This window comes from Coraliomargarita algicola (assembly GCF_033878955.1).
Lineage (GTDB): Bacteria > Verrucomicrobiota > Verrucomicrobiia > Opitutales > Coraliomargaritaceae > Thalassobacterium > Thalassobacterium algicola.
Genome location: NZ_CP138858.1, coordinates 2,108,633 through 2,134,429 on the forward strand (window position 1 = coordinate 2,108,633; position 25,797 = coordinate 2,134,429).

Annotated in this window: 23 protein-coding genes; 6 read left to right on the plus strand and 17 right to left on the minus strand. The window is 52.2% G+C overall.

Annotated elements, in window-relative coordinates; genetic code table 11:
• Positions 1-55: 55 nt before the first annotated feature.
• A complete protein-coding gene (locus SH580_RS08265) occupies positions 56-382 on the minus strand; it encodes a DUF805 domain-containing protein (RefSeq protein ID WP_319834531.1) in 327 nt (108 codons plus the stop codon).
• Between the two features lie 181 nt (positions 383-563).
• Here SH580_RS08265 and SH580_RS08270 point away from each other — a divergent pair, with 181 nt between their 5' ends.
• Entirely contained in the window at positions 564-1,466 is a 903-nt protein-coding gene (locus SH580_RS08270; RefSeq protein ID WP_319834532.1) for an EamA family transporter, read from the plus strand.
• A gap of 16 nt (positions 1,467-1,482) precedes the next feature.
• Here SH580_RS08270 and SH580_RS08275 read toward each other — a convergent pair whose 3' ends face one another.
• From SH580_RS08275 to queG, 5 genes are all read right to left on the minus strand, one after another.
• Entirely contained in the window at positions 1,483-2,517 is a 1,035-nt protein-coding gene (locus SH580_RS08275) for a glycosyltransferase family 2 protein (RefSeq protein WP_319834533.1), read from the minus strand.
• The gene (locus SH580_RS08280; RefSeq protein WP_319834534.1) at positions 2,507-3,985 is read right to left on the minus strand and encodes an ArnT family glycosyltransferase; all 1,479 of its coding nucleotides are present in this window, start codon (positions 3,983-3,985) and stop codon (positions 2,507-2,509) included. Before SH580_RS08280 ends, SH580_RS08275 begins: the two co-directional genes overlap by 11 nt.
• Before the next feature lie 67 nt (positions 3,986-4,052).
• The gene (locus tag SH580_RS08285) at positions 4,053-5,501 is read right to left on the minus strand and encodes a sensor histidine kinase (protein ID WP_319834535.1); all 1,449 of its coding nucleotides are present in this window, start codon (positions 5,499-5,501) and stop codon (positions 4,053-4,055) included.
• Entirely contained in the window at positions 5,498-6,175 is a 678-nt protein-coding gene (locus SH580_RS08290) for a response regulator transcription factor (protein ID WP_319834536.1), read from the minus strand. The genes SH580_RS08285 and SH580_RS08290 overlap by 4 nt, the downstream gene beginning before the upstream one ends.
• A complete protein-coding gene (queG, locus tag SH580_RS08295) occupies positions 6,172-7,194 on the minus strand; it encodes a tRNA epoxyqueuosine(34) reductase QueG (protein WP_319834537.1) in 1,023 nt (340 codons plus the stop codon). The genes SH580_RS08290 and queG overlap by 4 nt, the downstream gene beginning before the upstream one ends.
• Positions 7,195-7,462: 268 nt before the next feature.
• On the opposite strand from queG, the gene SH580_RS08300 reads away from it, so the two are divergent.
• From SH580_RS08300 to hflC, 3 genes are all read left to right on the plus strand, one after another.
• Positions 7,463-10,576, plus strand: a complete 3,114-nt coding sequence (locus SH580_RS08300) for a CHASE domain-containing protein (protein WP_345786216.1) — start codon at positions 7,463-7,465, stop codon at positions 10,574-10,576.
• Positions 10,577-10,741: 165 nt separating this feature from the next.
• Entirely contained in the window at positions 10,742-11,737 is a 996-nt protein-coding gene (gene hflK / locus SH580_RS08305; protein ID WP_319834539.1) for an FtsH protease activity modulator HflK, read from the plus strand.
• A gap of 2 nt (positions 11,738-11,739) precedes the next feature.
• Positions 11,740-12,720: a protease modulator HflC gene (hflC, locus tag SH580_RS08310; RefSeq protein ID WP_319834540.1), complete on the plus strand. Its 981-nt coding sequence runs from the start codon at positions 11,740-11,742 to the stop codon at positions 12,718-12,720.
• Between the two features lie 3 nt (positions 12,721-12,723).
• Here the strand turns inward: hflC and SH580_RS08315 are convergent, their stop codons facing one another.
• Positions 12,724-13,602 (minus strand): helix-turn-helix transcriptional regulator, encoded by an 879-nt coding sequence (locus SH580_RS08315; RefSeq protein ID WP_319834541.1) that lies wholly within the window; start codon positions 13,600-13,602, stop codon positions 12,724-12,726.
• A gap of 141 nt (positions 13,603-13,743) precedes the next feature.
• Between SH580_RS08315 and SH580_RS08320 the strand changes: the two genes are divergently transcribed.
• Positions 13,744-14,514 carry a ThuA domain-containing protein gene (locus SH580_RS08320; protein ID WP_319834542.1) on the plus strand — a complete coding sequence of 257 codons (771 nt, stop codon included), beginning with the start codon at positions 13,744-13,746 and terminating at the stop codon, positions 14,512-14,514.
• A gap of 21 nt (positions 14,515-14,535) precedes the next feature.
• Positions 14,536-15,603 carry a Gfo/Idh/MocA family protein gene (locus tag SH580_RS08325; protein ID WP_319834543.1) on the plus strand — a complete coding sequence of 356 codons (1,068 nt, stop codon included), beginning with the start codon at positions 14,536-14,538 and terminating at the stop codon, positions 15,601-15,603.
• Positions 15,604-15,655: 52 nt separating this feature from the next.
• Here the strand turns inward: SH580_RS08325 and SH580_RS08330 are convergent, their stop codons facing one another.
• The 10 genes from SH580_RS08330 to SH580_RS08375 all read right to left on the minus strand — a co-directional run bounded on the left by SH580_RS08330 (position 15,656) and on the right by SH580_RS08375 (position 25,797).
• A complete protein-coding gene (locus tag SH580_RS08330; RefSeq protein WP_319834544.1) occupies positions 15,656-16,768 on the minus strand; it encodes a hypothetical protein in 1,113 nt (370 codons plus the stop codon).
• On the minus strand, positions 16,755-17,948 hold the full coding sequence (locus SH580_RS08335; RefSeq protein WP_319834545.1) for a glycosyltransferase: 1,194 nt from the start codon (positions 17,946-17,948) through the stop codon (positions 16,755-16,757). The genes SH580_RS08330 and SH580_RS08335 overlap by 14 nt, the downstream gene beginning before the upstream one ends.
• A 1-nt stretch (position 17,949) precedes the next feature.
• A complete protein-coding gene (locus tag SH580_RS08340; protein WP_319834546.1) occupies positions 17,950-19,263 on the minus strand; it encodes an O-antigen ligase family protein in 1,314 nt (437 codons plus the stop codon).
• A 1-nt stretch (position 19,264) separates the two neighbouring features.
• Entirely contained in the window at positions 19,265-20,305 is a 1,041-nt protein-coding gene (locus SH580_RS08345) for a glycosyltransferase family 2 protein (protein WP_319834547.1), read from the minus strand.
• Positions 20,306-20,325: 20 nt separating this feature from the next.
• On the minus strand, positions 20,326-20,847 hold the full coding sequence (locus SH580_RS08350; protein WP_319834548.1) for a serine O-acetyltransferase: 522 nt from the start codon (positions 20,845-20,847) through the stop codon (positions 20,326-20,328).
• 21 nt (positions 20,848-20,868) lie between these two features.
• Positions 20,869-22,029, minus strand: coding sequence for a glycosyltransferase family 4 protein (locus tag SH580_RS08355; RefSeq protein ID WP_319834549.1), 1,161 nt, complete (start codon positions 22,027-22,029; stop codon positions 20,869-20,871).
• Positions 22,030-22,042: 13 nt separating this feature from the next.
• Complete coding sequence (locus SH580_RS08360) at positions 22,043-23,167, minus strand: glycosyltransferase (RefSeq protein WP_319834550.1); 1,125 nt, start codon at positions 23,165-23,167, stop codon at positions 22,043-22,045.
• Entirely contained in the window at positions 23,164-23,841 is a 678-nt protein-coding gene (locus SH580_RS08365) for an acyltransferase (RefSeq protein ID WP_319834551.1), read from the minus strand. Before SH580_RS08365 ends, SH580_RS08360 begins: the two co-directional genes overlap by 4 nt.
• 21 nt (positions 23,842-23,862) lie before the next feature.
• Positions 23,863-24,639, minus strand: a complete 777-nt coding sequence (locus SH580_RS08370; RefSeq protein WP_319834552.1) for a sulfotransferase family protein — start codon at positions 24,637-24,639, stop codon at positions 23,863-23,865.
• Between the two features lie 84 nt (positions 24,640-24,723).
• A complete protein-coding gene (locus tag SH580_RS08375; RefSeq protein ID WP_319834553.1) occupies positions 24,724-25,797 on the minus strand; it encodes a glycosyltransferase in 1,074 nt (357 codons plus the stop codon).

A 25,797-nucleotide genomic window follows, 5' to 3' on the forward strand; every position in this document is an offset into this window, starting at 1 on the left:
CGCAACACATTTGAGCGACCACGGAGAGCCCCTTGTCCCAATCGCCAGGCAGAGCTTACTTAGAACGAGAAGGAGCGACCGCCGCATAAAGCAGCACCAGCAAATTGACCCCGGGGACAAGCATCAATAGCGACCAATACGCGGGTTTATCCATATCACGCAGACGCTTCAGCAGCTGCATCAGCCCTGCCAAAGAGCAAAACAAGGCAATCACAATACCAACAAATGGCCCCAAAGGGCTATAGTTGCCATGGTGCCATTCATTAAAATAATCCAAGGCAAGCTTCGTGACTGCCAGCGTCAAAAGGACGAGCAGAGCGACGCGCACGATAAAAACAAAACGACCAATACGGCCTTCGGAGCTAATAAAAGTATCTTTCATAGTAGAGAGTAGCAGAAATAATGAAGCGATGTTTACGATAAAAAGCAGGATCGCAATAAAAACCTACCACGCATTGCACAGCGCAGTATTTTAATCTTATAAGAGCGGGTGCAGCGTCAATTCGCTTAATTCTGAGGAATGAACATGACGCAAGGAACGCACTCAAACACCGCACTCAACTATGTCTTGGATCGCACTCAGTATCTGCTCCGCCCTACTACTAGGTCTTTACGACCTGGCTAAGAAACACGCGCTCCGCGATAACGCAGTGCTGCCCGTGCTCTTTTTCGGAATCGTAACTAGCGCGCTGGTATGGCTCCCCTTCGTGCTATGGTCGCAGCTCTCTCCGGAGAGTTTCCCCTCCGCACAATTCCAAGTCACCCCTCTCGCCACACATCAGCACGTGCTGCTATTCCTAAAATCCTCACTCGTGGCGGGCTCCTGGATATTCGGCTACTTCGCCCTCAAAAACCTACCACTTTCGATCGCAGGGCCAATACGCGCCACCGGGCCTCTATGGACGATTCTACTTGCAGTCTTTTTAATGAGCGAGAGCCCCAGCCCGCGGCAATGGCTCGGTATCAGCATCGTGCTGGCCGCGTTTTACGCATTCTCTTTTATCGGCAAACTCGAGGGCATCCACTTCACCCGCGACAAATGGGTCGGCTATATGATCGCCGCGACGCTCATCGGCGCCTGCAGCGCCATCTACGATAAATTCCTGCTACAAACGGCGCTGATCGAACCGGCCACGGTACAAGCTTGGTTCTCAATCTACCTCGTCGTGGTCATGGCCCCCTTCTACCTGCTATGGCGACGAGGTGCCTGGCCGCGCGGAAAGTTCGAATGGCGTTGGTCGATTCCACTGATCGGCCTATTACTGCTCTCGGCAGATTTTCTATATTTTACAGCCATCGCCCAAGAGGACGCCCTGATCGCCGTCATCTCCCCCATCCGGCGCAGCGCGGTCATCGTCACATTCCTGGGCGGCATACTGATTCATAAAGAACTCAACTTTAGACCCAAAGCGATCTGCATCGTTTTCCTACTACTAGGCATCGTGCTAATGAAGCTCGGTAGTTAGGTTGGAAGACACACAGTCAAAGCTCCTCCGTATAACTAAACTCCTGCGATACAATGTGCCCGGGGCGTGCCTTCACTTCAGCAAACACGCGGCCCACATATTCCCCCAGCACACCGATGGACAGTATCTGAACGCCGCCGAGAAAACAGACCGCGACCGAAAGCGTCGCCCATCCCGGCACATCTGAACCAAAAAAGAGCGTGCGCCCGGCAATCATCAATGCGTAACAAATCGACAGCATTGAGATCACCACCCCTACGCCCGTCCAGACCCGCAGCGGCCAATCGGAAAATGAGGTCAAGCCCGTCAAGGCCAGATCGAATAAGCGCTTAAAATTAAATTTGGAAGTCCCGCTTTGGCGCTGATCGATTACAATCGGCACCGCCTGCGACTTAAACCCAACCCAACTATATAGTCCTTTCATAAAACGATTACGTTCCGGCAGCGAAAGAATGGCTTCCACCACCTTACGATCCATCAATCGAAAATCGCGCGCATCTGCTGGGATTGAAACCGAAGTGCTCTTTCTCAGTAACCAGTAAAATGCATTGGCCCCCTTGCGTTTAAAGTAAGACTCGTCCTCACGATGCGCACGCACGCCATAAACCATCTCAATGCCGGCATCCCAATGCTCTAAAAACTCCTTCAGATAGGAGACGGGCTCCTGCAGGTCGGCATCGATCATAATACACGCGTCCCCCCGCGCCGCCCGCATGCCAGCCGTCATCGCATTTTCTTTGCCGAAATTTCGCGAGAGACAAATCACCCGCACCGGGAATCGCCCAATCGTTGTTCTGGCTTCGGCCACCGTCGAGTCGCTGCTACCGTCGTCTACAATGATAATCTCAAAATCGCGACGCAGTTGAATCATTTCCTCTGCGATGGCAGTAATCGTCGCAACGATATTGCCCGCTTCATTATAGGCGGGCACCACACAAGACACCTGCGGACACTCGCGCAGAAATTGCCGCGCGAGAAACGACGAATCTAGCTCACGCGAGCCATGACGATTCAGTGACTGCGCATTCATCTGGAGCGGGTTACAGTTCATAATAAAGAGCATCTTTTGCGTAAATACCTTGAAGCTTAAATTTCGTATCAAAATCTGCCGGCAACTGATCCATACGACTCTTGCGGATCACGAGAAAGTCCCGGGCATCATTATGCAAAATCGTTTCGATACCATCGATACTCTCGATCGTATGCACCTGCCCTTCGGCGTAAAACTCGGCCGAGTAATAGCGCTTATCTAAATAGTAAATCTGCCCACCACTCGTGCCGCGCATTTGATTGATGTCTTCTATCAAATACTTCTGCGACTTCTTCACCACAGATGCACCTCCTACGTAGACAGCGCCACAAACCAATGCAAACAGACACACCGCCACACTGACCGTTGCGACATAAAACCTGGCCACACCGGGTTTTGGCACTTGCACCCCCTCGCCCGCAAATCGCCACAGATCGATCACCAAAAAGCAGGCCGCTGGCAGTCCGGTAATCACATAAGTGGCGATGATATTCGTCGCCAAAGTAAAGAATAGCATCGGAGAAAGCGCCCAGCAAAGCAGGTAAAGCGACCATCCATCTGCTTCGATCACTAGCCCACGATACACGCGGCGGCCCCAGCGCAGCGGAGCCAAAAAGAAGAAACTCCAAGGCAATACCGCAGCCAACCAAAACACCCAAATCGTGCCACGAGTCTCCGCGTGCCCATGCCCATAAAGGTCGCCCGTCCAACCGCTATCCAAGAAACGATGCCAATGCTCCCCGAGAATAAAATACTCGATAAAGCCCGGCGTCTTAATCTCCGCTCCGACATACCATGGCAGAAAGATACAGGCGCTCAGCAAGCTCCCTTCAATCCAAGGCAATTGACGCCACGTATCCCGCCAACGATTCTTCAACAACACCCACATACCAATGGGAATACCAGTCAGCACCACTGCGACCGGCCCTTTTGCCAGCATCCCGATGCCCAAACCAACAAAGAACAGATAGCTCCAAAGCCGGGCATGCTTATGCCCTGTCACCGCAACATAAAAGCCCGCCATACTAAGAAAGACACCCGAGGCCATCACAAGATCGGTCATTACAGTAGCACTTGCTAAATAAAAAAGTGCCGTGCTCGACAGTATCACAATACCCGCCAGTGCATAATCACGCCCTTTATAAGAACGCGCCCAGGCATAGAGCATCCAAACCGTCGCGATCGCCGTGAGAAAAATAAAAATGCGCGCGCCAAATTGCCCCACTCCAAACAACTTCATACCAAGCGCGGACACCCAGGTATGCAGCGGTGGCTTCCCCCAGAAAGGCACCCCGTAGTCAAACTGCGGAGTCATCCAATCCCCAGTCTCGACCATCTTGCGGGCGATCTCGGCATAACGGGCTTCCGTCGTATCGGTAAATGGGATCTCGAAGAGCATCACAAGCCGAAGAATTCCCGCCAGTGCGAGAAATCCCCATAGCCAGCGACGTTGTAGCTGAGTCAATGTAATATGCGTCAATTTATCCATACCGATCCAATGACTCTCAGAGGAAAGTCATTAATCAGCGCATCATAGCGTTTCCCAGATGATAGGATTATGAGAACATCTCATTTTTCTCAGAAAAATGTATTTTCACCGAAAAAACCGATGCCTCACTAAAGCGGACGTCCAATTCAACATGTAGTAATTTCGCGATCTCTTGCGCCAAAGCGAGCCCGATACCCGAATGCCCCCCCTCCACACTCCGCGCCGCATCACTGCGATAAAAAGGCTCAAAGATATGCGCGAGCTCCGAGCGTTCGAAGCTACGGCATACATTCGAAATCACCACGCAGATCCCCGCGTCCACAGACTGCACAAGCACCTTGACCACAGAGCCTGTATCCGAATGTGCCACCGCATTGCCGATCAAATTGTTCATCAATATTCCGACCAATGTCTCATCCGATGCCACCACACAGCTCTGCGCCGGGATCTCTGTCTCCAACACCAGACCGCGACTCGCAATGCGTTCCTGCAAAATCGCCAAGCGTGTTTCGACCACCAAGGAAATATCCACTGGGCCCCGCTCGACCGCTTCCGATTTATTGTTCAGGCGCGAAAACCACATGAGCCGATGAATCAAATCCCCCATTTGCCGGACAATGCCCTGCGCACATTCAATCCGCTGCCGATAATCCTCCGCCTCACGTTTTTCTGCCAAAGCTTGCTCCAAGGTCGCCTCAACACCAGCCAGCGGCGTACGCAACTCATGCGCGACGTTGGCTGAGAATTTTCGCTCACGCTCACGCACCCGTCCAATTCTGCCAAAGAGCTCCTGATAACGCGCCACCAATCCCCGCAGTTCGGCTGGCAAATCTTGTGGCACCGCCAACTCTGCCTTCGGATCATTCACATCAGTCTGCATGATCACTCGCTCTAAACGCTCTAGCGGGCGAATCGAGCGGGCAATGATCTGACGAATCGTCACAAAGCTGACAAAAAGGGAAAAGGCCAAGCCCAACAACAAAGTCCCGATCAATCGACGCAGTGCATTTTCCGCGGCCTCCACATCGAGGGCAATCGCCATATAGTGAGGCTGCGCCTTTGTGGCTTCGCTGCGAGCCACTTCTTCGTCCTGCCCATCCCACTCGACTACAGGAAAAACTTGCCGCCCGATCACACGCCCGTGATGCCCTCCGGGCAACAATACGTTCGTATACTGAGCACTCTCTGAGCCAAAAAAATGCGGTAAATCCGTGCCCTGCAGCGCTGGCGAGCGAGTTGCCTCCCCCGTCACTTCATTCCACACTTGTATGTAAGTGCTGCCGATACGCGCAGTGTCGTTCTCAATATCATGCAGCCACTCGTGATAAATGGAGCCATCGACCAGCTCCAATTCCAGCTGCTGTAGCGCCAAGGTCGATTCCAGGTTCTGATCAATCTCCTGATACAAGGTCGAACGCGCGGTCACAAAGATCACATACGATCCCAACGCGAGGATTAGCGTCACCATCAAACCGATCCAAAACACCAGTCGACTGCGTATAGAGACGAATTTCATACCGTTTGATACTCCAGTAAATACCCCTGCCCACGGCGTGTCTGAATGTATGTCGCACCCGTCCCCGTGCCGAGCTTCTTCCTCAAATAGCCGATATAGACATCGACCGCATTACTCGAAGCATCTTCGTAATAATTATAAACATGATCCCAGATCTCTTGGCGCGAAACGACCTCGCCCTCCCGTAACGCAAGGTATTCGAGCAAACTGTCCTCTTGGGCCGTCAACTTGAGTTCGGCACCAGCGCGCTCCACCCGCTTCGCGGATAGATCGATACTTAAATCACCCACCAGCAAGCGCGATGCCCGCTTATCGTATGCCTTTCGCGTTTGCGCCCGCACCCGCGCCAACAGCTCTTTCAAGGCAAAGGGCTTCACGAGGTAATCGTCGGCCCCCGCATCCAAACCTTCGATGCGATGATCCACCGAGTCACGCGCACTAATAATAATCATCGGCACACCCTTGCCCTCAGCTCGAATCGTTTCCAAAATCTCCAAGCCATTCATCTTAGGCAACATAATGTCTAAGACGATCGTATCGTAATCGTGATTCTGCGCATACCACAAGCCCTCCTCCCCCTCCACAGAGGCATCCACCGCATAGCCTGCGGACTCTAAGGATTCAACCATCGCTGTGCGCAACGGCGAGTAGTCTTCAATCACCAGAATTCTCATACGCGTCCCTCAATTTTTTCAATCGCCCATTGCGCATGTTCGGCCACCATCGGATCCCCCGCGTCGACGGCCGCGTTGAGTGCTGGCAAGTCGGCAGCGGTGCCCACATTGCCCAGCACCACGCAAATATTACGTTTAAAGCGGTGCACTTTGAGCCGGCGCAGCGGGGAGCCCTGCATCCGCTCCGAAAACGTCGCCTCATCCCAAGCCAGCATCTCGGCCAAGCCAGGCAGTTCGCGGGGCGCAAACTTCGGCTCCACCGTCGGCACTGCCCACTTATTCCAGGGGCACACGTCGAGACACTCATCGCAGCCGTACAACCGGTCGCCAATGGCCTCACGATACTGCAGCGGAATCGCCCCATCGTGCTCGATCGTCAGATAAGAAATACATTTGGACGCATCCAACTGGTAAGGCGCCGTGATCGCTTGCGTCGGGCAGGCGTCCAGACAACGCGTGCAACTGCCACAGCGGTCTTTTTGTTTTTCGCCAGTCGGCAGCTCCAATGTCGTGACGATATTGGCGAGAAAATTCCAGGTCCCCCGCTTCGGCTCGATCAGGATCGTGCTTTTTCCCTGCCAGCCCAAGCCTGCGGACTCCGCGATCGGTTTTTCCAACAACGGCCCGGTATCCACGTAAGGTCGCTGCTCGCCACCATATTCCTCACGCAGAATACGGCACAGTCGCTTCAAACGGCGCAGCATAAAATTATGATAATCGTCGCCCAAAGCATACTTAGCCACCCGGTAGCCACGTGTCGGATCCGGCTGATAATAATTAAGCGCCAGTGAGATGATCGATCTTGCCTCACGCTCAGGAATTAAGCGGTCCGGGTGCAATCGCCGATCATTATTACGCTCCATCCACGTCATCGTGCCGTGCTTCCCATCCGCGATCCACTGAGTATAGTAATCGCGCCGGAGCTCTAGCGGAACCGCAGTCACCCCCATGGAATGAAAACCTAAAGTCTGAGATTCCGCCTGAAGACGTGTAAAAATTGTAAAATTTGGCTGCACCACGTCCCATAATATGTAAGCCTAGCTTGTAGAGTCCAGCCATCTGAAGCAGATAATAACAATGCCAACAGCAGCTGGCTGCAAAGTCACAACCAGAGATGAATTGACAGTTTTTTGACCTCGGATATCTGCCCTGTATTCAATATCTTCATAAACTAACCTAACCTACCTTATTATAAAAAGCACAGATTCCGTGATTGGACGCATCCCCTCATCGCCACCACTGGCTGAGAAAGTAAAGGCTCATCCTCTACTTCTGAACCTGCTGATTATGCTCATCTACTGGGCCTCTTCAAGCGTGGGCTTCGTACTGGCAGCGATAGAAGCGAACATCTCGCCGATCTGGCCACCAAGCGGATTCGCCGCAGCAGCGATATTCTTAGGCGGCTATCGTCTCCTACCTGGCATTTTAGCAGGGGCATTGGCAGCAAATGCGTGCAATGACCTCACGCTGATCAGCGCCTTTGCCATCGCGATCGGCAGTTGTGGCGAAGCGGCTCTAGCGGGCTGGTTACTAAACCGTATACGCCCCCTGGGCGCTCAACTGGGTAAATACACCATTCCCATCTGGATTCTAGGCACATCCCTATTCGCTCCAATGATCGCAGCCACAATCGGCAGCTTGAGTGTCATACACCTGAATACACGAGAGGCCCCACTGGATTTTTGGGAGCTTGCACTCACCTGGCTAGCTGGCGACTCCATCGGGATACTAATCATAGTCCCAGTCTTGCTCTCACTGAGCCGCCCCAAGCTATCGATCGAATGGTTCACAAAATTGATCTGTATAAGCACGCTCAGTTTAATGGTTTATGCCTTCTTCATTTGGGCACAACCGAGCTCTGCATATTACTTTCTAGCCTTCGCACTCCTCATACCAGCTTGCCGTTTTTTTGGAGAAGCAGGCTGCGCTTTAAGCACGCTGAGTTTTGTCGTATTCACCATTGTCACCATATTAACGACTCCGGATAGTAATCCCTTCGCCTCTTCCAACAACGAGCTGCTCTCATTAGTGGCCTTCTTAATCGCTCTATCGATCACCTCTTTAACGATAGCCTCTTTGTATGAGAAAAATCGCTTCTTAGTCCCTTCGATTTTGTTCATAGTCGGATGGACGACCAGCGGACTGATCTACTTTATTTTACAGAATGCAGCCGCTCAAATCGACGAAGAAAACTTCACGGAACTGATCCACGACATTGAGTCCGCAGTCACCGACCGACTGGATACCTACCTAAACACCTTAATCGCAGGCGCAGGGCACTATATCAACTCCGAAGAGCTTAAAACAGAAGAATGGCGCTCTTTCGTCCAACACTTAAAAATCGTCGAACGCTACCCTGGCATCAACGGAATAGGATTCATCCAACCTTTCCATGACACCGAAATCCCCTCATTTGTGGCAAAAAAGCGCGCAAGTGGACTACCAGATTTCAAAATCAAAGAAGTACCGAATGTCGAACGCCCAGCGACCGATGTGATGGGCTACGAGCACTTCATCATCACATACATTGAACCACTCAGCACTAACCATCAAGCACTCGGCCTCGACGTAGCCTCGGAAATTAATCGACAAACAGCTGGACAACGTGCACGTGATTCAGGGAAACCAGCGATGACTGGCCGCATTATTCTCGTACAAGACGGCATGTCACGCCCTGGCTTTCTGGTTTTTCATCCGATGTACCAAGCAGGGGCACCGACTGAAACTGTTGAACAACGCCGTCAAGCCTTTATAGGCTGGAGCTACGCCCCCTTCATTACTGAAGTTTTCCTAAATGGAGTACTGGGCAATCGCGAAGACCAGATACAATTCCACATTTACGACAGTCCCAAGATCACCCCCAGTAACTTCGTTTACAGCACGACCGGTTCCCGCCCCGAAACAGAGACCGCCAAATACGCACACAAAAGCAGCCTGAAACTCGCCGACCAAACTTTCAGTTTTGGCTGGAATCGTGGCCAAAACTTTCCCACCCAAGAAACGGCCTCTGCCACGATCGCTGCCGCAAGTCTTGCTCTAGGCAGCTGCTTGCTAGTCGTCATCGTCGTCAATCTACAGTCCACGAATCGCCGCGCCCAACACATCGTCGCCGAACGAACTCTAGAACTGCACGCAGCCAATGAGAAACTACAGAAAGAAGTTAGCGAGCGGCAAAAAGCCGAATCCGACGCCAAAGAAGCGCACCAGATAGCCGATACTGCAAACAAAGCCAAAAGCGAGTTCCTCGCAACAATGAGTCACGAAATCCGGACCCCGATGAATAGTGTCATTGGATTTGCCGAACTGCTCTGCGGCAGTGAGCTCAATGCGGACCAACGCCTATGGGCGACCTACATTCAGTCCTCAGGAAATTCACTACTTGCCCTAATCAACGACATTCTCGATTTCTCAAAAATTGAAGCAGGTAAGTTCGAACTAGAGGCCATCCCCTTTTCCATCCACAAGACACTCGACCAAGTGGTGACTGGATTTGAGCCAATCGCCGCTCAAAAAGGGCTACTGATTAATCTAGAAACCAGCGAAGACTTACCAGCCAAAGTCGTAGGCGACCCAACGCGACTCAAACAAGTCATCACGAATCTAATCGGCAATTCACTTAAATTCACGAAAACTGGTACTATTAGCGTCACAGCAGATTGGCAAGGTGACCAAGCCAACGGAGTCGCAGAAATCTCAGTTACTGACAGCGGCATTGGCATTCCTAAAAGCAAAATTAAAAACCTATTTCAACGCTTCTCGCAGGTCGACAGTTCCACCACACGTCAATATGGCGGGAGCGGTCTGGGGCTCGCGATCTGCAAACGCATAATCAATTTAATGGACGGAGAAATTAAAGTCGAAAGCACTGAAGGCAAAGGCACTACAATGAACTGCAGCATCCCCTTTACATGCTCCGATCAAGCAAAGAACGCAGCAACCAAACCGCCCTTTATTGCCAATTTATCCAATGAAGCTAATGAGAACAAGCGCCGCGTCTTGGTCGTCGACGACAACGCAGTCAATCGCAGACTCGCTCAAACAGTCTTACGTCGCCTCGGCAACGAAGTGGACACCGCCAACAACGGAGTGGAAGCGATCGAGCAGGTCTCACAACATTTCTACGATATCGTTTTCCTCGATTGTCAGATGCCGGTAATGGACGGATACGTCGCAGCGGAACGCATTCGCGAACTGGAAGCCGATGGAAAAATACCCGGCAGCCAGCCCGGCATGCCACTCCCCATCGTGGCACTCACAGCCAACGCCTCGGAAAAAGACCGCCATGCCTGCCTCAGCTGTGGCATGGACGACTACATTAGCAAGCCCGCGAAGATCGACGACTACCGCACAATATTTAAGCAATTGGACGAAAATGAACGCGGCCAGCGCTACCGAGCATAAGTAATTAGTTTCGCTTTTCGTTGATAAGGCACAGAAATTCTGTGAGCATCGCTGATTGTGCAGATTCCAAGCAATCGAATCAGAACATTTGCAGAACGATAAAAACTTCGTTGGCTGCCGAACTAACGATAGTAATTTGATATGAATAGAAACGCCCCTCCTCCGATGCAAAGAAATCCTCTGGATGATATAGACTGGGATGCCTTACGGCGTTACAGGAAGCTCATTCTAATCGTGCCCCTACTGATCATCGTCGCTCTGGGTGCCTTGTCGAGCTACTACATTGTCCAGCCCGAGGAAGAAGCGGTCGTCAAACGTTTCGGTCGAGTGGTCGCGCTCAAACAACCAGGCTTACACTTCAAACTCCCCTTCGGCATCGACACGGCGCAAATGGTACCCACCGCCCGTGTGCTCAAACAAGAATTCGGCTTTCGCACCCAAGGCATCGACGGGCGCACCAGCTATCGTAAGGACCAAGCACACCGCGATGAATCGCTGATGTTGACCGGCGACTTAAAAGTCATCGATGTGGAATGGGTGGTGCAATACCGAGTCAGTGATCCGGATAAATTCTTACACAGAGTTCGCAGCCCGGAACAGACCCTACGCGATGTATCCGAATCGGTCATGCGCCGCATCGTAGGTAACAGTCTCGGTAGTGATGTCTTAACCGAGAAACGTGTGCAAGTAGCCAACAGCTCTCGCATCGAACTGCAAAAAGCAATGGATTACTTCGATCTAGGCATTCAAATCAGCACCATCGAACTGCAGGATGTCACCCCACCGGGGCCGGTTAAACCAGCCTTTAATGAAGTCAACCAGGCAGAACAAGAGCGCGAACGCTTTATTAACGAAGCCGAGAAACGTCGCAATCAAGTGGTGCCCCGTGCAGAAGGTGAAGCACGGCAAGTCATCGCAGAGGCCCAAGGTTATGCAGCCAAGCGCATCAACGATGCCAAGGGCGAAGCGGAACGTTTCACAGCCATCTATCAGGCCTATCGCGACGCACCCGATGTCACCCGACAACGCATGTATCTTGAAATGATCGATGATGTGCTGCCTCAAGCCGGCAAAATTTTCATCATGGACGAAAATCAAACCGCCCCTCTACCACTGCTAAACTTAGGTGATGCCCGGATGTCACTGCCCGCCAATCGCTAGTCATGAACAATAAACAAATCCCATTTATCGCCGGGCTCATTTTGCTAATCGCAATAGTCATCGGCCTACGCGCTTCGATCTATATTTTAGACGAAGCCGAACAAGCCGTCATCGTGCAACTCGGCGCTCCCGTCGGCGAGCCTGTGACCACACCAGGGCTGCACTTCAAGACACCTTTTATTCAAGAGGTGCGTCGCTTCGACAAACGAGTCATCTCATGGGATGGCGATCCCAACCAAATCCCAACGCGTGGCGAGCAATTCATCTCAGTGGACACCACCGCTCGCTGGCGAATCGTCGACCCTCTCGTCTTCATGCAGCGCGTGCAAAACGAGCGCGGTGCCACCATGCGCCTCAACGACATTTTGGACTCGGTCGTTCGGGATAAAATCTCCTCCACCGATCTCGTCGAAATTATTCGTTCCAAAGACTGGAAAATCAGTGAAGCTGACCTCGCACGCGTGCAACTCAGCGGCGAAGACGATGAAGAAATCCTACTACAAGAGGTCCAAACCGGCCGACAGGAATTAGTCAAATCCATCTTCGATCAAGCCGCCAGCCAAATGCCGGAATTGGGCATCGAACTGGTCGACATACGCATCAAGCGCATCGACTATGTCGAAGCAGTCGAACAGCGTGTCTTTGACCGTATGATCGCCGAACGGCAACGCATCGCAGAGCAATTCCGATCTGAAGGACAAGGCCGGGCGGCCGAAATCGACGGCGATACTAAACGCTCGCTGGCGGAAATACAATCTGAAGCGAACCGCAAAGCCGAGGTCATACGCGGCCAAGCCGATGCCGAAGCCTCACGCATCTATAGTGAAGCCTTCGGAGCCGACCCAGAGTTTTACGCCTTTCTACGTACCTTGGAAAGTTATCCCAAGACAGTTGGCCCCAGCTCTACCTTGATACTTGGAACTGACTCCGAATACTTCCGCTATCTGCGTGATGTAAGCGTGCAGAAGAGTCAGGCAGAGTAGCAGTCACTTCGAGAACAGGCTCATGCGGTACCCGCGTGGAGTCAGTCCGGTATAGCGCTTAAAAACCCGGATAAAATACGATGGTTCATTAAAACCGGAAGCCCACCCGACCTCGGCGACATTATGCCGCGTCTCCTTTAATAGATTCTTCGCCAGTGCGATACGCTCTTGCGCGATCCATGCCATCAATTTGAGACCGACAACTTGATGAAACTGCCGCGACAAATGATCGGGCGTGCAAGCCAGCGCATCCGCAATCTCACGCACGCTCAAACTTGTCTCATTTAAATGAATACGTACATACTTGCGAGCCTCCACCACAAGTGGCGGCTCAATCACTCGCCCCGCGTCTGGCGCTCGTCCGAGCTCATATAGCACACCCAGCAAAAAAGCATCCACCAGAGAACGAACAAAATCCACTCGGTCAGGTTCAGGTAAACTATGATGTTCCGCAAGGTCATCTAAATAGCGCATCCACTCAAAAGGTCGCACACGTTTCTCCCACAGCAAAGAGGGCTCACTTAAAATACGTCGCTGTGGGTCCGCACGCCCCTCCAGGATAAAGCTCTGCCCCACCACCAAGACACGATATGGCCTTTTTAAGTCAATCGGTGTTTCCGCATGTGGTAACCCGCGTGGTATCACGCACATATCACCAGTGTTTAAACGAAAACTCGCCCCAGGGCATACAAAATCAGTCGCTCCGCCAGTCTGTATAAAGAACTCTGGCTCGGGATGAAAAAACGCATTCTCTTGCCGCGTATGTAACTGACAACGCTCCGGTAAATGGACACGAACCCGTCCAGCTCGCAAGCGTTTCAAATGCCGCCGGATCAGCTGCGAAAAGTCTTCCTTAACTCTATCTTCCGAGAATACGGCCATGCAGGTTTTGTACTATAATTCACAGATCTGTGCGATTCTTTAATCTCGGTTTATCCAATTTCATAACTGTAATTCCATAGATTAATCACAACTGATCTCTTACAAAAAAATCACACGCCCCACCACACACAAGTGAGTCCTATGAACACAAAAATCCAAGTCACTGTCTGGAATGAATTTCGCCATGAGAAGTCGAATCCTAAAGTCGCGAGCATCTACCCCGAAGGCATGCATACGACGATCGCAAACTTTCTAGGGAAAGAGGCCGACTATGAGCTGCGCACCGCCACGCTTGATGAGCCGGAACACGGACTCGACGGAGAGGTATTAAGCCACACTGACGTACTGATCTGGTGGGGCCACATGGCACATGGCGAAGTATCCGATGCAATTGTGGAAAAGGTTAAAACCCGCGTATTGGAAGGCATGGGCTTAATCGTACTCCACTCGGGTCACTACGCTAAAATATTCAAAGCACTCCTCGGCACCAGCTGCTCCCTGAAATGGCGTGAGTCCACCGATAAAGAACGCTTGTGGAACACCATGCCCTCACATCCGATCTTACAGGGCATCGGCGATTACTTCGAAATTCCACAAGAAGAAATGTATGGTGAACCCTTCGGAATTCCCCAGCCCGATGAGCAACTCTTAATTTCATGGTTTACCGGCGGCGAAGTCTTTCGCAGTGGTGCCACTTGGACACGTGGCCACGGTAAAATCTTCTACTTCCGCCCAGGGCACGAAACCTACCCCACCTACCATCAAGCGGAGGTACAAAAAATCATCACTAACGCCGTGCGCTGGGCCAGACCAAATGTTTGCATTCCCGACAATTGCCCCAACAGCCCGGCACTGGAACCCCTGCCAGAGGACCCCGAAGCAGACAATCGTCCCACCATCGGACACAAATAAAATTCTCAACGCTCCATTCTAATGCCCAAGAAAAAGACTTCCCCCATCCGCGTCGCCATCATCGGCACTGGCGGTATGGCACTCTTCCACGCGCGCAACTTCGCTCAGGTAGCTGGCTGTAAACTGGTCGCAGGCGTTGATACGGATCCGGAACGCCTCGCAGCCTTCGCTGCCGAGCACAGCATCGCCGAGACCTACACAACCACTGCAGAACTACTCGCTAAATCTGAAATCGACGCCGTCTCCATCGTCACCCCCGACCCATTCCACAAAGCCATTACGCTGGAATGCCTCGCAGCCGGCAAGCATGTGCTCTGCGAAAAACCACTCGCGCTAAACTATCCCGACGCCAAAGCCATGGCCGACGCCGCAGACAAAGCAGGAGTGATTAACATGGTCCACTTCACTTATCGCAATTGGGCCCCGCTACAAAAAATTGCCCACATCGTACAAACGGGCAAAATCGGAGAAATTCGCCATATTGAAGCCAGCTATCACCAGTCCTGGCTGGTCAGTAAACAATGGGGCGACTGGCGCACCAGCCCCAACTGGCTCTGGCGCCTCGATAGTGCGCATGGAAGCAAGGGCGTATTGGGCGATGTCGGCGTCCACATATTAGACTTTGCCACCTACCCTGCCGGCAAAATTAAGGAAATCTATTGCCAGCTCAAAACTTTCAAAAAAGCCCCTCGCAACCGTATCGGTAAATACAAACTCGATGCAAACGACACTGCCGTCATCACAGTAGAATTTGCCAACGGCGCGCTCGGCAGCATCCAGACCACTCGCTGGATGACCGGCCACCTCAATCGACTTTTCCTGAAAATTTCCGGCACAGCAGGCAGTGTCTCTTTCGACTCAGCACTCAGCGATACGGACTATACCATTTGCAAGGGCGCCGACATTGAAACCGACACCTGGAAAAGCGTTCAAGTCAAAGCCACGCCGCACCTCCAACAACGTTTTATCAAGAGCATCCGCACGGGCGTGCAAGACCAGCCCGATTTCCGCCGTGGAGCCGAAATCCAAAAACTGCTCGACGCCAGCTTCAAATCCAACGAATTACGGCAACCCGTTCGTATTCGGTGATTCCGCAGCACACATTCAGTCAGTATCTCGCTCTGGGGAAATCCCCGCTGGATCAATCTTTCCGAATCGCAGGCCGCCCCACGCGCCAGTCTCGATATTGTCCTGGAGGGCCAGTCTCTCCGGCCACTGCAGCGCGTGCAATGTTACTTAATTCACGTGCACTTACGAAATGCACAGCAGACTCGCGTCCTACATTGTACTGCTGCAACAAATGTTGATACATGCCTCGCATGCGCGTGCCCAATAAAACTTCAGCATTTCGCTCCACACAGCCATGGGTGTGCATTTTAATAAAAATCCAATTTTCTCGTCCAAGCACGTGCACTTGTTGCTTAACCCAAAGGTCGACGCGATCTGGCGTGGGTATATTGCCCCCAGAGATATCTGCATTTTCGATCCGTGGAATCAGGCCAAATTTACGACTACGCCAGTTCAGTGCGACCGGGCCTTGAACCAACAATAGTTCGTTATCTTCGGGCGCGAGGCCCACTTGTAAACGCCGCCCAAAATCATGCGAGCGCGGCACGCCAGCTCGATCCTTTGCCCAATACAAATCATTACAAAAATTTCGAGGCTGTGTGGGCGATGGCACCGACGGAAAAGTAAAATCCGCATAGCAGCCCGTCTCACGCAATACATCCAACTCATTATTCACGCCACACCAATCGCCGTCCGGGCGAGCATTACAAAGAGCCCAATTTCCATGAATAAAGCCATACTTGGGCAGGCCGCTGCGATCCTTACCAAGAATCCCAAATTCATGATGTAAATAATCGCGAAACTCGATCAACTGAGCCCGCAGGCCCGCTTCCGTGTCATCGCGGTGATGTAAATGTACCTCCATCTCCGCCCATCCTGACTCTAACAATGGCAATAACTGCGGCACATAACGCTTTGCCCCTTCAGGTGCTTCAGCAGGATAAAAGATCGAGTGGCAAGGATGCCGCCCGTCGACATCACGAAACTCCCCCGCAAGCCGCGGCCATTCCTGCAGCCAACGTGCAACACGCTGATCGCCCACTGCCTCTGTTTGTGAGGCGGCGGGTGACAGCGGTTCATAATGATCACAAAGCGCAAACATTATGTGTACAGGCTGTGAACTACGCCGCCGACGTCTCAATACGGAGCGCATGTAGGGGATGAGCCACTTATCAATTGCTTTCATAGTTATTAAAACGTGAGGACTCCAGAGCAGATGCATCAAGAGCAATCACATCGGCCAAGACCTTAGCAGCCGCCTGCCAAGTGAAGCCAGACATTCTTGCAGCAATCGACGCACGGTCAAACTTCGTGTGTCGGACTTGCCGCAGTGAACGGGCCAAGTCTGCAATGATCTGAGTCTCCGCATGTGCGTTAACTTCAATCACAAAACCATTTTCTCCCGCTCTAATTAGCTGGGGAACCTCCCCCACGGCCGTAGCCACCACTGGACAACCACAAGCAAGAGCTTCGATCACCACATTTGGCATTCCCTCAGAGCGGCTACATAAGCACAGAGCCATCGCTTGACGCATACGCTCCGCCACTCGATCGGGAGCTTGACGCCCCCACCAATCAATTCGACCTGTGATTCCCAGCGCTTCAGCTAGGCGCACCAAATCCGAGCGCAAGGGCCCCGCCCCGATCATACTTAAACGCACATCAGCCCCCAGGTCCGGCGCAGCTTGAGCAAAAGCCTGCAACAGACGAGCAGGCGCTTTTACATCGACAAAGTTCCCAACAAACAGAATTTCACCACTGCCATCACTCGCGGGCATCCCTTGATAAGCAAAGATATCCTGTTCCACTCCATTATTGAAAGCATGCACCCGCTCCGGAGGCAACCCAGCATCCAACATGTCGCGACGCAGCTCGCTCCCAGGACAAAACACATGCGGCGCAGCGAGTAAACAATGCTCTACCAGCGGCTTGAATTTACTTTGCTGTATTCTCACACGGAAGTCCGAGCCTAAGACCAGCACCGAATACGGCACCTGCAACCCCTCACACACAGGTGCCATCGCCACCGCATCGGGATACACAAAACCTAGCACCACATGCACCGGCTCCTGCGAGTTAGCGATGCGTTGCTCCAGCAAGCGCCTCACAGCCAAATGGTAGAAGCGCCAATGCTGATGGATCGCAAAGCCGGGCGTATAAAAATAACGCGGGTGCCTAACCTCGATGCCATCCATCATCTCCATACGCGACGGCAAGCCACGCTTACCAGGAAACCATGGCAGTGGCGCAATGACTTCCACCTCATAGCCCAGGCTGCGCAAAGCCTGAAAATGGCGCTGATTATACAACGCTCGCATCGGCGCTTTGCTATGCGGATACAAATTACTGACTAATATAATACGCATATCATCCCACCGAGTTCATCACTCGTATACTTAGATAAATAAAAACCATCGAAGCGACACTCAAGCCCGGCCAAATCCACCACTTACGCGCCCCGATCCAACAATAATCGTTCAGTGGCAAAACTCCAGTCTGCCGGGCAACCAAAGTATAACAGGCCGCACACATGGCGAAGATCACAAAAAATGGCAACTGATAAGTACGTGAGAGAAAATAGCCTGACAGATACATCCCGGCCAAGCCCGGCACCAAACACTTTAACCATAAGCTGAGATGCCGATCATCTGCACTGTCAGTCTTGAGCTCCGCCATCTGCCACAAGGAAATAAATGCAAAGGCAAGGCAACTAAACCAAAAGGTGTAACCAAAAGTGCCGAGTTCGGAATATGCATGAACATACGAATTATGCACCGATCGATTTTTAGGAATATAATCCGTAATCATGCCATAGCCCACTCCAAACGCAGGCTTATGAATGAAGGCGTAATTCGCCTCCCCCCAAAAGTTCACGCGCTCCCGCATCGAGTCATCCATCAAACCACCCGAAAAACGGGAGGGCAAAAATATCGTAATCAAAAAGATGCCACAAAAGCAGCAAAATGCAAACTGCTTGACCGACATCATCTTACGAAAAGCAACCCCGACAGTCACCACTAGAGATAAAAAACCACCACGCGACTCAGTCGTAAAAATTGCCCATACGATTGCGAGCAAAGCAGTCATGGCACCAATCCGCAGAAAGAAATGCCGGTAACGAATTAAAACAAATACAGTCAGCGGCAAGGCGAGTGTCAGTAATTGAGCCGTGTCATTGGGATCACCGAAGATACCAAAATAGTGAGCCTGATATACAAATTCATCCGTGCCGGGAATCGGACGAATCAATGGTTCCGACCCTCCAAATCCAGTGCCTGTTTGGATTTGAAGAATACAATTCACCGAGATGAAGCAGGACATCAAAACTAGAAAGATGGTAAAAACCTCCAGTCGCTTCACACTATTTAAATTAATCCACAAGACCACGAAGGTGATGAAGATTTTACCAAAGGCAGTGACAGACGACACAAAGCCAGACAGGTAAGTATTGGCCAAGTGCGACATCGCCACCGAAAAAAACAAGCCCCCCATCAAGATCCACCAAGGGTTCCGCTTATCCGGCATCTTGAGCGTCTTGCCCATTACCTCCAAAGCACAAAAACCAATCGCGAGCGCCTGAGTCAGCAACACGGGACGAAAGACCTCCAGCATCGGGAGTGCCCAATCCTGAGGCCGAATGATCAGGAAGAACAAGTAAATACAGATGAAGAAAAAAGACATGCTAAACGGAGCTAGAGTACCTCGGCGCAAATAAGCAGCCCTTCAAGAAACCGCTGCCCCAAGCTAAATGCATACAGACAATCGCCCGCAGCACACCCAGCTGCAGCTCAATTGGCACCCGCGGGCCACGCAATTGCATCCCCACGCATAAAGCCGCGGCATACCCAAGCAAGATGCATGGCAACAGTAAGATGCCCAATGGATGCAAAAACACGCCTGCCATCAAAGAAGCGTAGAGCGACAAGGCGAAAACCAGCACCAAGACGGGCGGCATCAACTGACGCACGCGTAAGGTCGACGGATAGCGCCGCGCCATGCGCGCCTTCCAATAGCCGTAATTATTATATTGCTGCCACAATCTAGCATAGGTCGGACGTGAGAAGTAAACACAACGAATTTCCGGGTCAAAATACACGACGCCCCCACTCTGGCGAATCCTTACGTTGAGCTCGTAGTCTTCGTTCGCCAGCAAGCTCTCGTCATAGGCTCCCACACGGCGGAGTGTCTCCGCTCGAAAGCATCCATAAGGCACTGTATCCACTTCGGCCGCCTCGCCACCGGAGCGATAACTCGCACCACCCGAGCCGAGTGGGTGCCCCGCCGCAATCGCAATCGCTCGTCCAGCAACAGTCTCCACCGAGGATTGCACCTCCCACTGCCCGCCCACATTATCCGCACGCCCGGCTTGAATATGTGCCACACAACGCGCCACATAATCCTTCGCGGGGATCGCATGTGCATCCATACGCAAAATGATGGGGGCCGTCGCCGCCGCAATGCCCAGATTCAAAGCATGCGGGATCTGACGCGCCGGGTTATCCAGCACTTGTAGCTGCAACTCGGGGTGCTGCTGCGACCAGTTTGCGATCACCTCCCGCGTCGCATCCGTCGACAGTCCATCAATGATAAAGACTTCCATAAAAGACGCCGCAAAAGTCTGCTGCAGCAAGGCGTTCAGCGTGCGCTCGATCGTCGCCTCTTCGTTGAAGCAAGGAATGATCACGCTCACCTGCGTCGTTTCTTCTGTCAGTTCGACTTCCATACAATACTTGAATACGCCCTCTATTTCGCGACAGGGTCACCGTAGATCTTAATGACTTTTGCGGGAACCCCGACTGCAGTCGCCCCATCGGGCAAATCTTTAGTCACCACCGCGTTCGCGCCGATCTTCACGTCGTCCCCGATCTTCACCGCACCGATAATTTTGGCCCCTGCCCCGATAAAGACACGACTCCCGAGTTGGGGTGCTTGGCGCCCCTCGGCTCCAATAGTCACTTGATGCTCAATCATGATGTCATCACCGCCACTCACTTCGCCATTGATCACAATCCCCTGACTATGAATCAAAACCAACCGCTCTCCAAACTCCGCCCCACGCCCGATGATGCATTGACCAAACCAAACGTTCAGTTTGTTAAACACCATCGTCAGCGGCGTCAATTTGGCCCGCTGCGACCACTGCATGCCACGGTAGCAAAGCAGCGCAAAAGTCCCATCAGTCAGGCACACCTTGACCAATGCGGCAGCCGTATCGCTTTGATACAGCCAACGTGCCTTTGCTTTTAAATCTTCTTTAATAGACATCAGTAATAGTATTTCAAAGTTCTAGCGAGCTTCCATCACCTGACATATGGTCTGCGCATGCTTCTGATAAGTATATTGCTGCTGACACAGCGCCCGATTCTCCCGCCCAACCACTTCAGCATCGCAGGCATCCACTGCTTGCAAAGCACGCACCAGGTCGGCGATCTCTGTTTGATCAAAGAGAAAGGCTGATTGCATATCCGGCAAAACAGACTGCACAGCTTCGACACGACTCGCCACAATCGGCAGGCCTGCCCCCATGTATTCAAAGAGTTTGATCGGCGAGCGAAAGGCGTTCACTGCCGGCACGATCCCCACATCCAAAGCTGACAAAAATGCCGGAATATCGGCATAATCAATCGCGCCCGGTAGCAACAATTGTTGCTGAATCCCCAGTGCCTGCGCCTGCTCCAGCAAGGCCTCGCGCAAGGGGCCATCGCCCGCCAGCACTAACTTCCGATCCAACTGGCCGGCAAAGGACTGCGCGAAGGCACTTAACAATCGATCCAACTCGTGCCAAGGCACAAACCAGCCGACAAAGCCATAGGCCCGATCACCCGCTTGCAATCCGTAGCGCGCACGCAAGTGCTCGCGTGGCTCCAACTCACGCCCGAAAAACTGCTGCGCATCCACGCCATTGGGCACCACGTGTATCCGCTCAGGTGCGACACCAATCTCGGCAATGCGATCCGCCAAATACTGACTGACTGGAAAGACCGCTTTCGCCCCCAGTAAAATACGACGTTCATTCTCGCGGCAGCGCTTCGTCAACACTTGCTTGCGCACACGCTCATCGCCCGCCAGTTCGTTCACCTCCAGCGCATAGGGCTTCTTAAATCGCTCCGCAACGCTTTGCGCAGCATGACAAAAGAACGCATAGCGCTCGTAAATCCAATCACAGTCCTGCATGGCCGCCTGCATCTGTTGAATCGCCGAACGATTATAGGCGATCTCACCGCACTCGAAGACGACTTGCGGCGCATAGCGACTCAGGCGCTGCAATAAGCTCTCTCGACTTTGCTTAAAAGGATTACTGCCACGGAACTGACGCGGATCGCGCCCCGTCGGGCTCACAAACGACACCTCGTAACCCGCCTCCTCGAAACCTTCCGCAATGCCTGCAATATGCACGCCCTCAGGACCGGTGCCTCTGGTTCGGAAATGATAGATTACTTTTTTCAATTAAATAACTTCGTTAAGGGTTGATCGCCACCGATGTATACAAGTCCTCGTAGCATTCAAGACAATGACTTTGCGAATAAATACGCCCCGCAGAACTGGATGACAGCGCAGCCACGCGGCGTGGCGGGCGTGCTTGGTATATTTCCAGCAATTGCTGCGACCACCCACTAGGCTCGTCGACCAACACGGTGCCATGCCCCACTTCGCGCACCACAGCCCCGCAGTCCCCGACATCCGTGACACAGGCATAGAGCCCACCCTCCAAGGCTTCCAATAAGGCAACCGACAATCCCTCACTCAATGAAGGTAATAGAAAGACGTCCATTAATGCCAACCAAGGCTGTGGATCCGTTTGAAAACCAGCCAAGACCACCAAATCTGCAATACCCAGCGACTTGGCTTGCTGCTCGATCGCTGCTCGCTCCGGCCCATCGCCCACCAGTAGAAGCTTCGCAGGCTTGCCTCCCGCCACCGCATGCACCTGCGAGGCAAAGGCGGCAAACTCAGGTAAGAAACGCGCCCAGCCCTTCACTGCCGCCAAACGCCCGACGGAGCCAAATACAATACAATCATCCAAGCCGTATTGGGCACGCATCCTAGCCACCTCCAGCTCATCCACCTGCGAATACGCAGCCACGCCATTGGGAATTAAACGAATCTTCTGCGCGGGGATAAATTGCTGAGCCGCCATCGAATCGCGCGTCCCCGCAGATACCGCAACCACAGCACCGGTCAAGCGCGCCAGTAAGGCACTACGCAAGCGATTGCCCATGCCAAGAACATGTGTATTGGCTCCATGCTGCGTCTGCACGTGTGCCACTGCCGAGCCCACCGTGCCCAACACCGCGTATTGCTGCGCCGCCAAATTGTGCGAATGCAGCACATCAATCGACTTCTCTTTCAGGAATTGCCGCAAACGGCGCATCGCCGTGCGATCCCAGGGCTTGCGCTGTCGTTGAGCTGATAAACAGTAGTGGTTGGTCTGCGGCAATTGCTCCGCCAGCGCACCGGGCTCATCAAGTGTGATCACATAGGTCGACTGCGCATCTTGCTGCAAACGTTGCAAGGCCCAGCGCACCACCAGTTGCTCCGCGCCGCCGTGGTTCAAATTGATGACTAGATGCGCGATACGTTTCATCGCAGAGGCTCCTCCACCTGCGGTAACTCTCGCACCACGCGCGCGGGATTGCCCGCCACAATGGTATCTGCCGCCACATCCTTGGTCACCACGGCACAGGAAGCGACAATTGCGCGGTCGCCGATGGTGACTCCCTTCAGAATCATGGCACGGTTACCGATCCATACGTCATCGCCAATCGTCACGGCGCGCACCTCATCCGCATTCAAACGGGCATTCTCACGCCGCCGCAACGCGTCCAGAGGATGCCCATCGTTATCACGAATCGTCGTTTCCGCAGCAATTAAGCAATGCCGCCCGATCTCGATTCTCTCAGCCGCACAAAAGAAGCACTGCGAGCCAATAAAGCTATCTTCGCCCACAATTATTTCAGCCAGCGTGCCGTCATTTAATGGCATAAAAGAAAAACCAACTTTCCCAGAAAGTCGCACTCGCTCCCCCAAACGAATTTTGCCCTGTCCTGCAATGTAGGGGCTACGCTCAATCCAAAGCTCCTTCCCGGCCTGATGTTGAGAGCGAAAAAGCGGCTCCACCCAAAAAGTCTTGCTCAACCAATCCCAACCTAAAGCTAGGACATCGATCATTTTTCGGATCAACGAAAACACTCCACGCGAAACAGTGTTATCCGGTAAACTATATAAATATACCCGCTTAAGTAATGCTTTGAAATTCATAAGAATAAATTTTTAAACGACTCAGATCGAATCGGAGAACTTCTGCCCAGCGCTTAACTGGCGCAGTACAGTCTGATACTTTTCAATCGCCAGCGCTTTAAGCGTTTCTGAAATCACCAGTGGAGAGCTTTGCGTGCGCGCTTTTAAAATCTCACCCGATTGAATGTTAGCGGAATAGTCCCCGAACCCAGCCGTTCCAGTCTGATCAAAGATCTGGTATTCGGGTTTTAAAGCAGTATCTAGACCGATCCACTGAGTCAGGGCCGCCAGTGTCGCTTCGGCATCCTCCACCAAGTCTTCGCCTTTCATAAAAAAGTAATTACCTTTTAAGCGTTTGGCTAAATCAACAATTCCATCCAAGCGCCTGATGTAATTAGGCAAAATGTCCCCCTCCATGTCAGGTGTGACTCCATCGCTTAGTTTTTCTTTCATCCTATAGATACTCTCCAATGTAGCGATCGGCTCCCGGATCGTAATAAAAAAACGAATACTTTGATTCTGAATCGCCCAGTCCGATATCTCAAAATTATGCAGCAACTTATCAAAGACAAAACGCCCGGGCAAGTGCCCACCATGCAAGCTGCCCACGCGATGCCGTATCCGCATCAGGTCGACAAAATTACGGTATGGGATGTGGTTTTCAGTGTAACCTGTGATCTCGGGATGACTCCCTAAAATGTGAGCGATGAGAGTCGTGTAACCACGCATATGCCCGATCATCAATAAATAGTTTTTTTTCTCCAGAAACACAGATGGGTGCCGGATAAAACTTGAACTCACATTGAGCAGGGTTCGCATAAGATCTAAGAATTATGGTTGTCGGGTTCGGATTCAATTAAAATAGCTATCACAATGATTTTAAATTACTTATAGAACATAACATCAGGCTAAGCCTCTTCGTCCGCGAATACCTAACATCGCAGCCACCCGAATTTCAGGCCTCATGTATGACTGATAATAAGTCCAATTGGCCTGCGCCATCGCATCCGCCAAAGCTGTATCACTCAACAAGCGCTGCGCATGCTGCAACAAAGAATCAACGGATTGAAAATAAAAACAGTTCTTCGACTCTTCAAATCCTCCGGGAATCGTATGCACGGGTGGTTCTGCTATGATCGGTTTGGAAAAAGCGAGATACTCAGGTAATTTCCAACCATTCGATTGGTGCAGTCCAGCGGAGCTGACTGCGATCGAAGGTTCGCGCAGTAATTTAAAGTAACCCACTTTTTGTGATGCATACGCATCGCACAATAAATCTCGATCACAGTATGATTGCGCAAAGGCAGAGGGTGCAATGCCACCACGAAATGCTTGCGGAAACTGTAACTTCAGCGCGCGCACACAATCGACGCGAAACTCATTGATTACCTGCCACTCGCTGGCTTTTTCTGCCGAGGGCGCCTCTGCGGGGTCCCACAAGCGTGTCTGAAAAAGTATTGTTCGATAACATCCGGGAGTGGGCGCTTGTTCACACTGAGAAAGACGCGGCAGAATAAAGCGATCCCTCAGCACACGATCCATCCCCCCAAAGGCACAAAGATGACGCGGCCAATCAGCGGGTTCAAAATGCAACTGCCGCTTTAATAAATGCCAATCTACCTGATCATCATAAACCAAATAATTGAGGCCGTAGGGTCGCACTTTATCGGAGCTAGCAGCGACAGCTGGGATGAAGCCGCGCTTGTAGTAAACATCGCACCAGTCCAAGCCTCCAAGATGAATCTCATGACTGTCGTGCAAATCAAAATACAACTTACGCCCATCCGCTAATACCACACGACAGTGTGCCATCTGCGCATCGACTAAATGTGCTGCTGCATCCGCATAGGTCGCAGCAGGCGCCGCAATAAAATGCTGTTCGAGTCGAATCTCTCGCTGGTGATGCAGCCGATGCAAGCCTGTCAGCAACTGCTGCAGGTGCGGACGATTGGACCAAAGCTCTACGCGCACACGCAT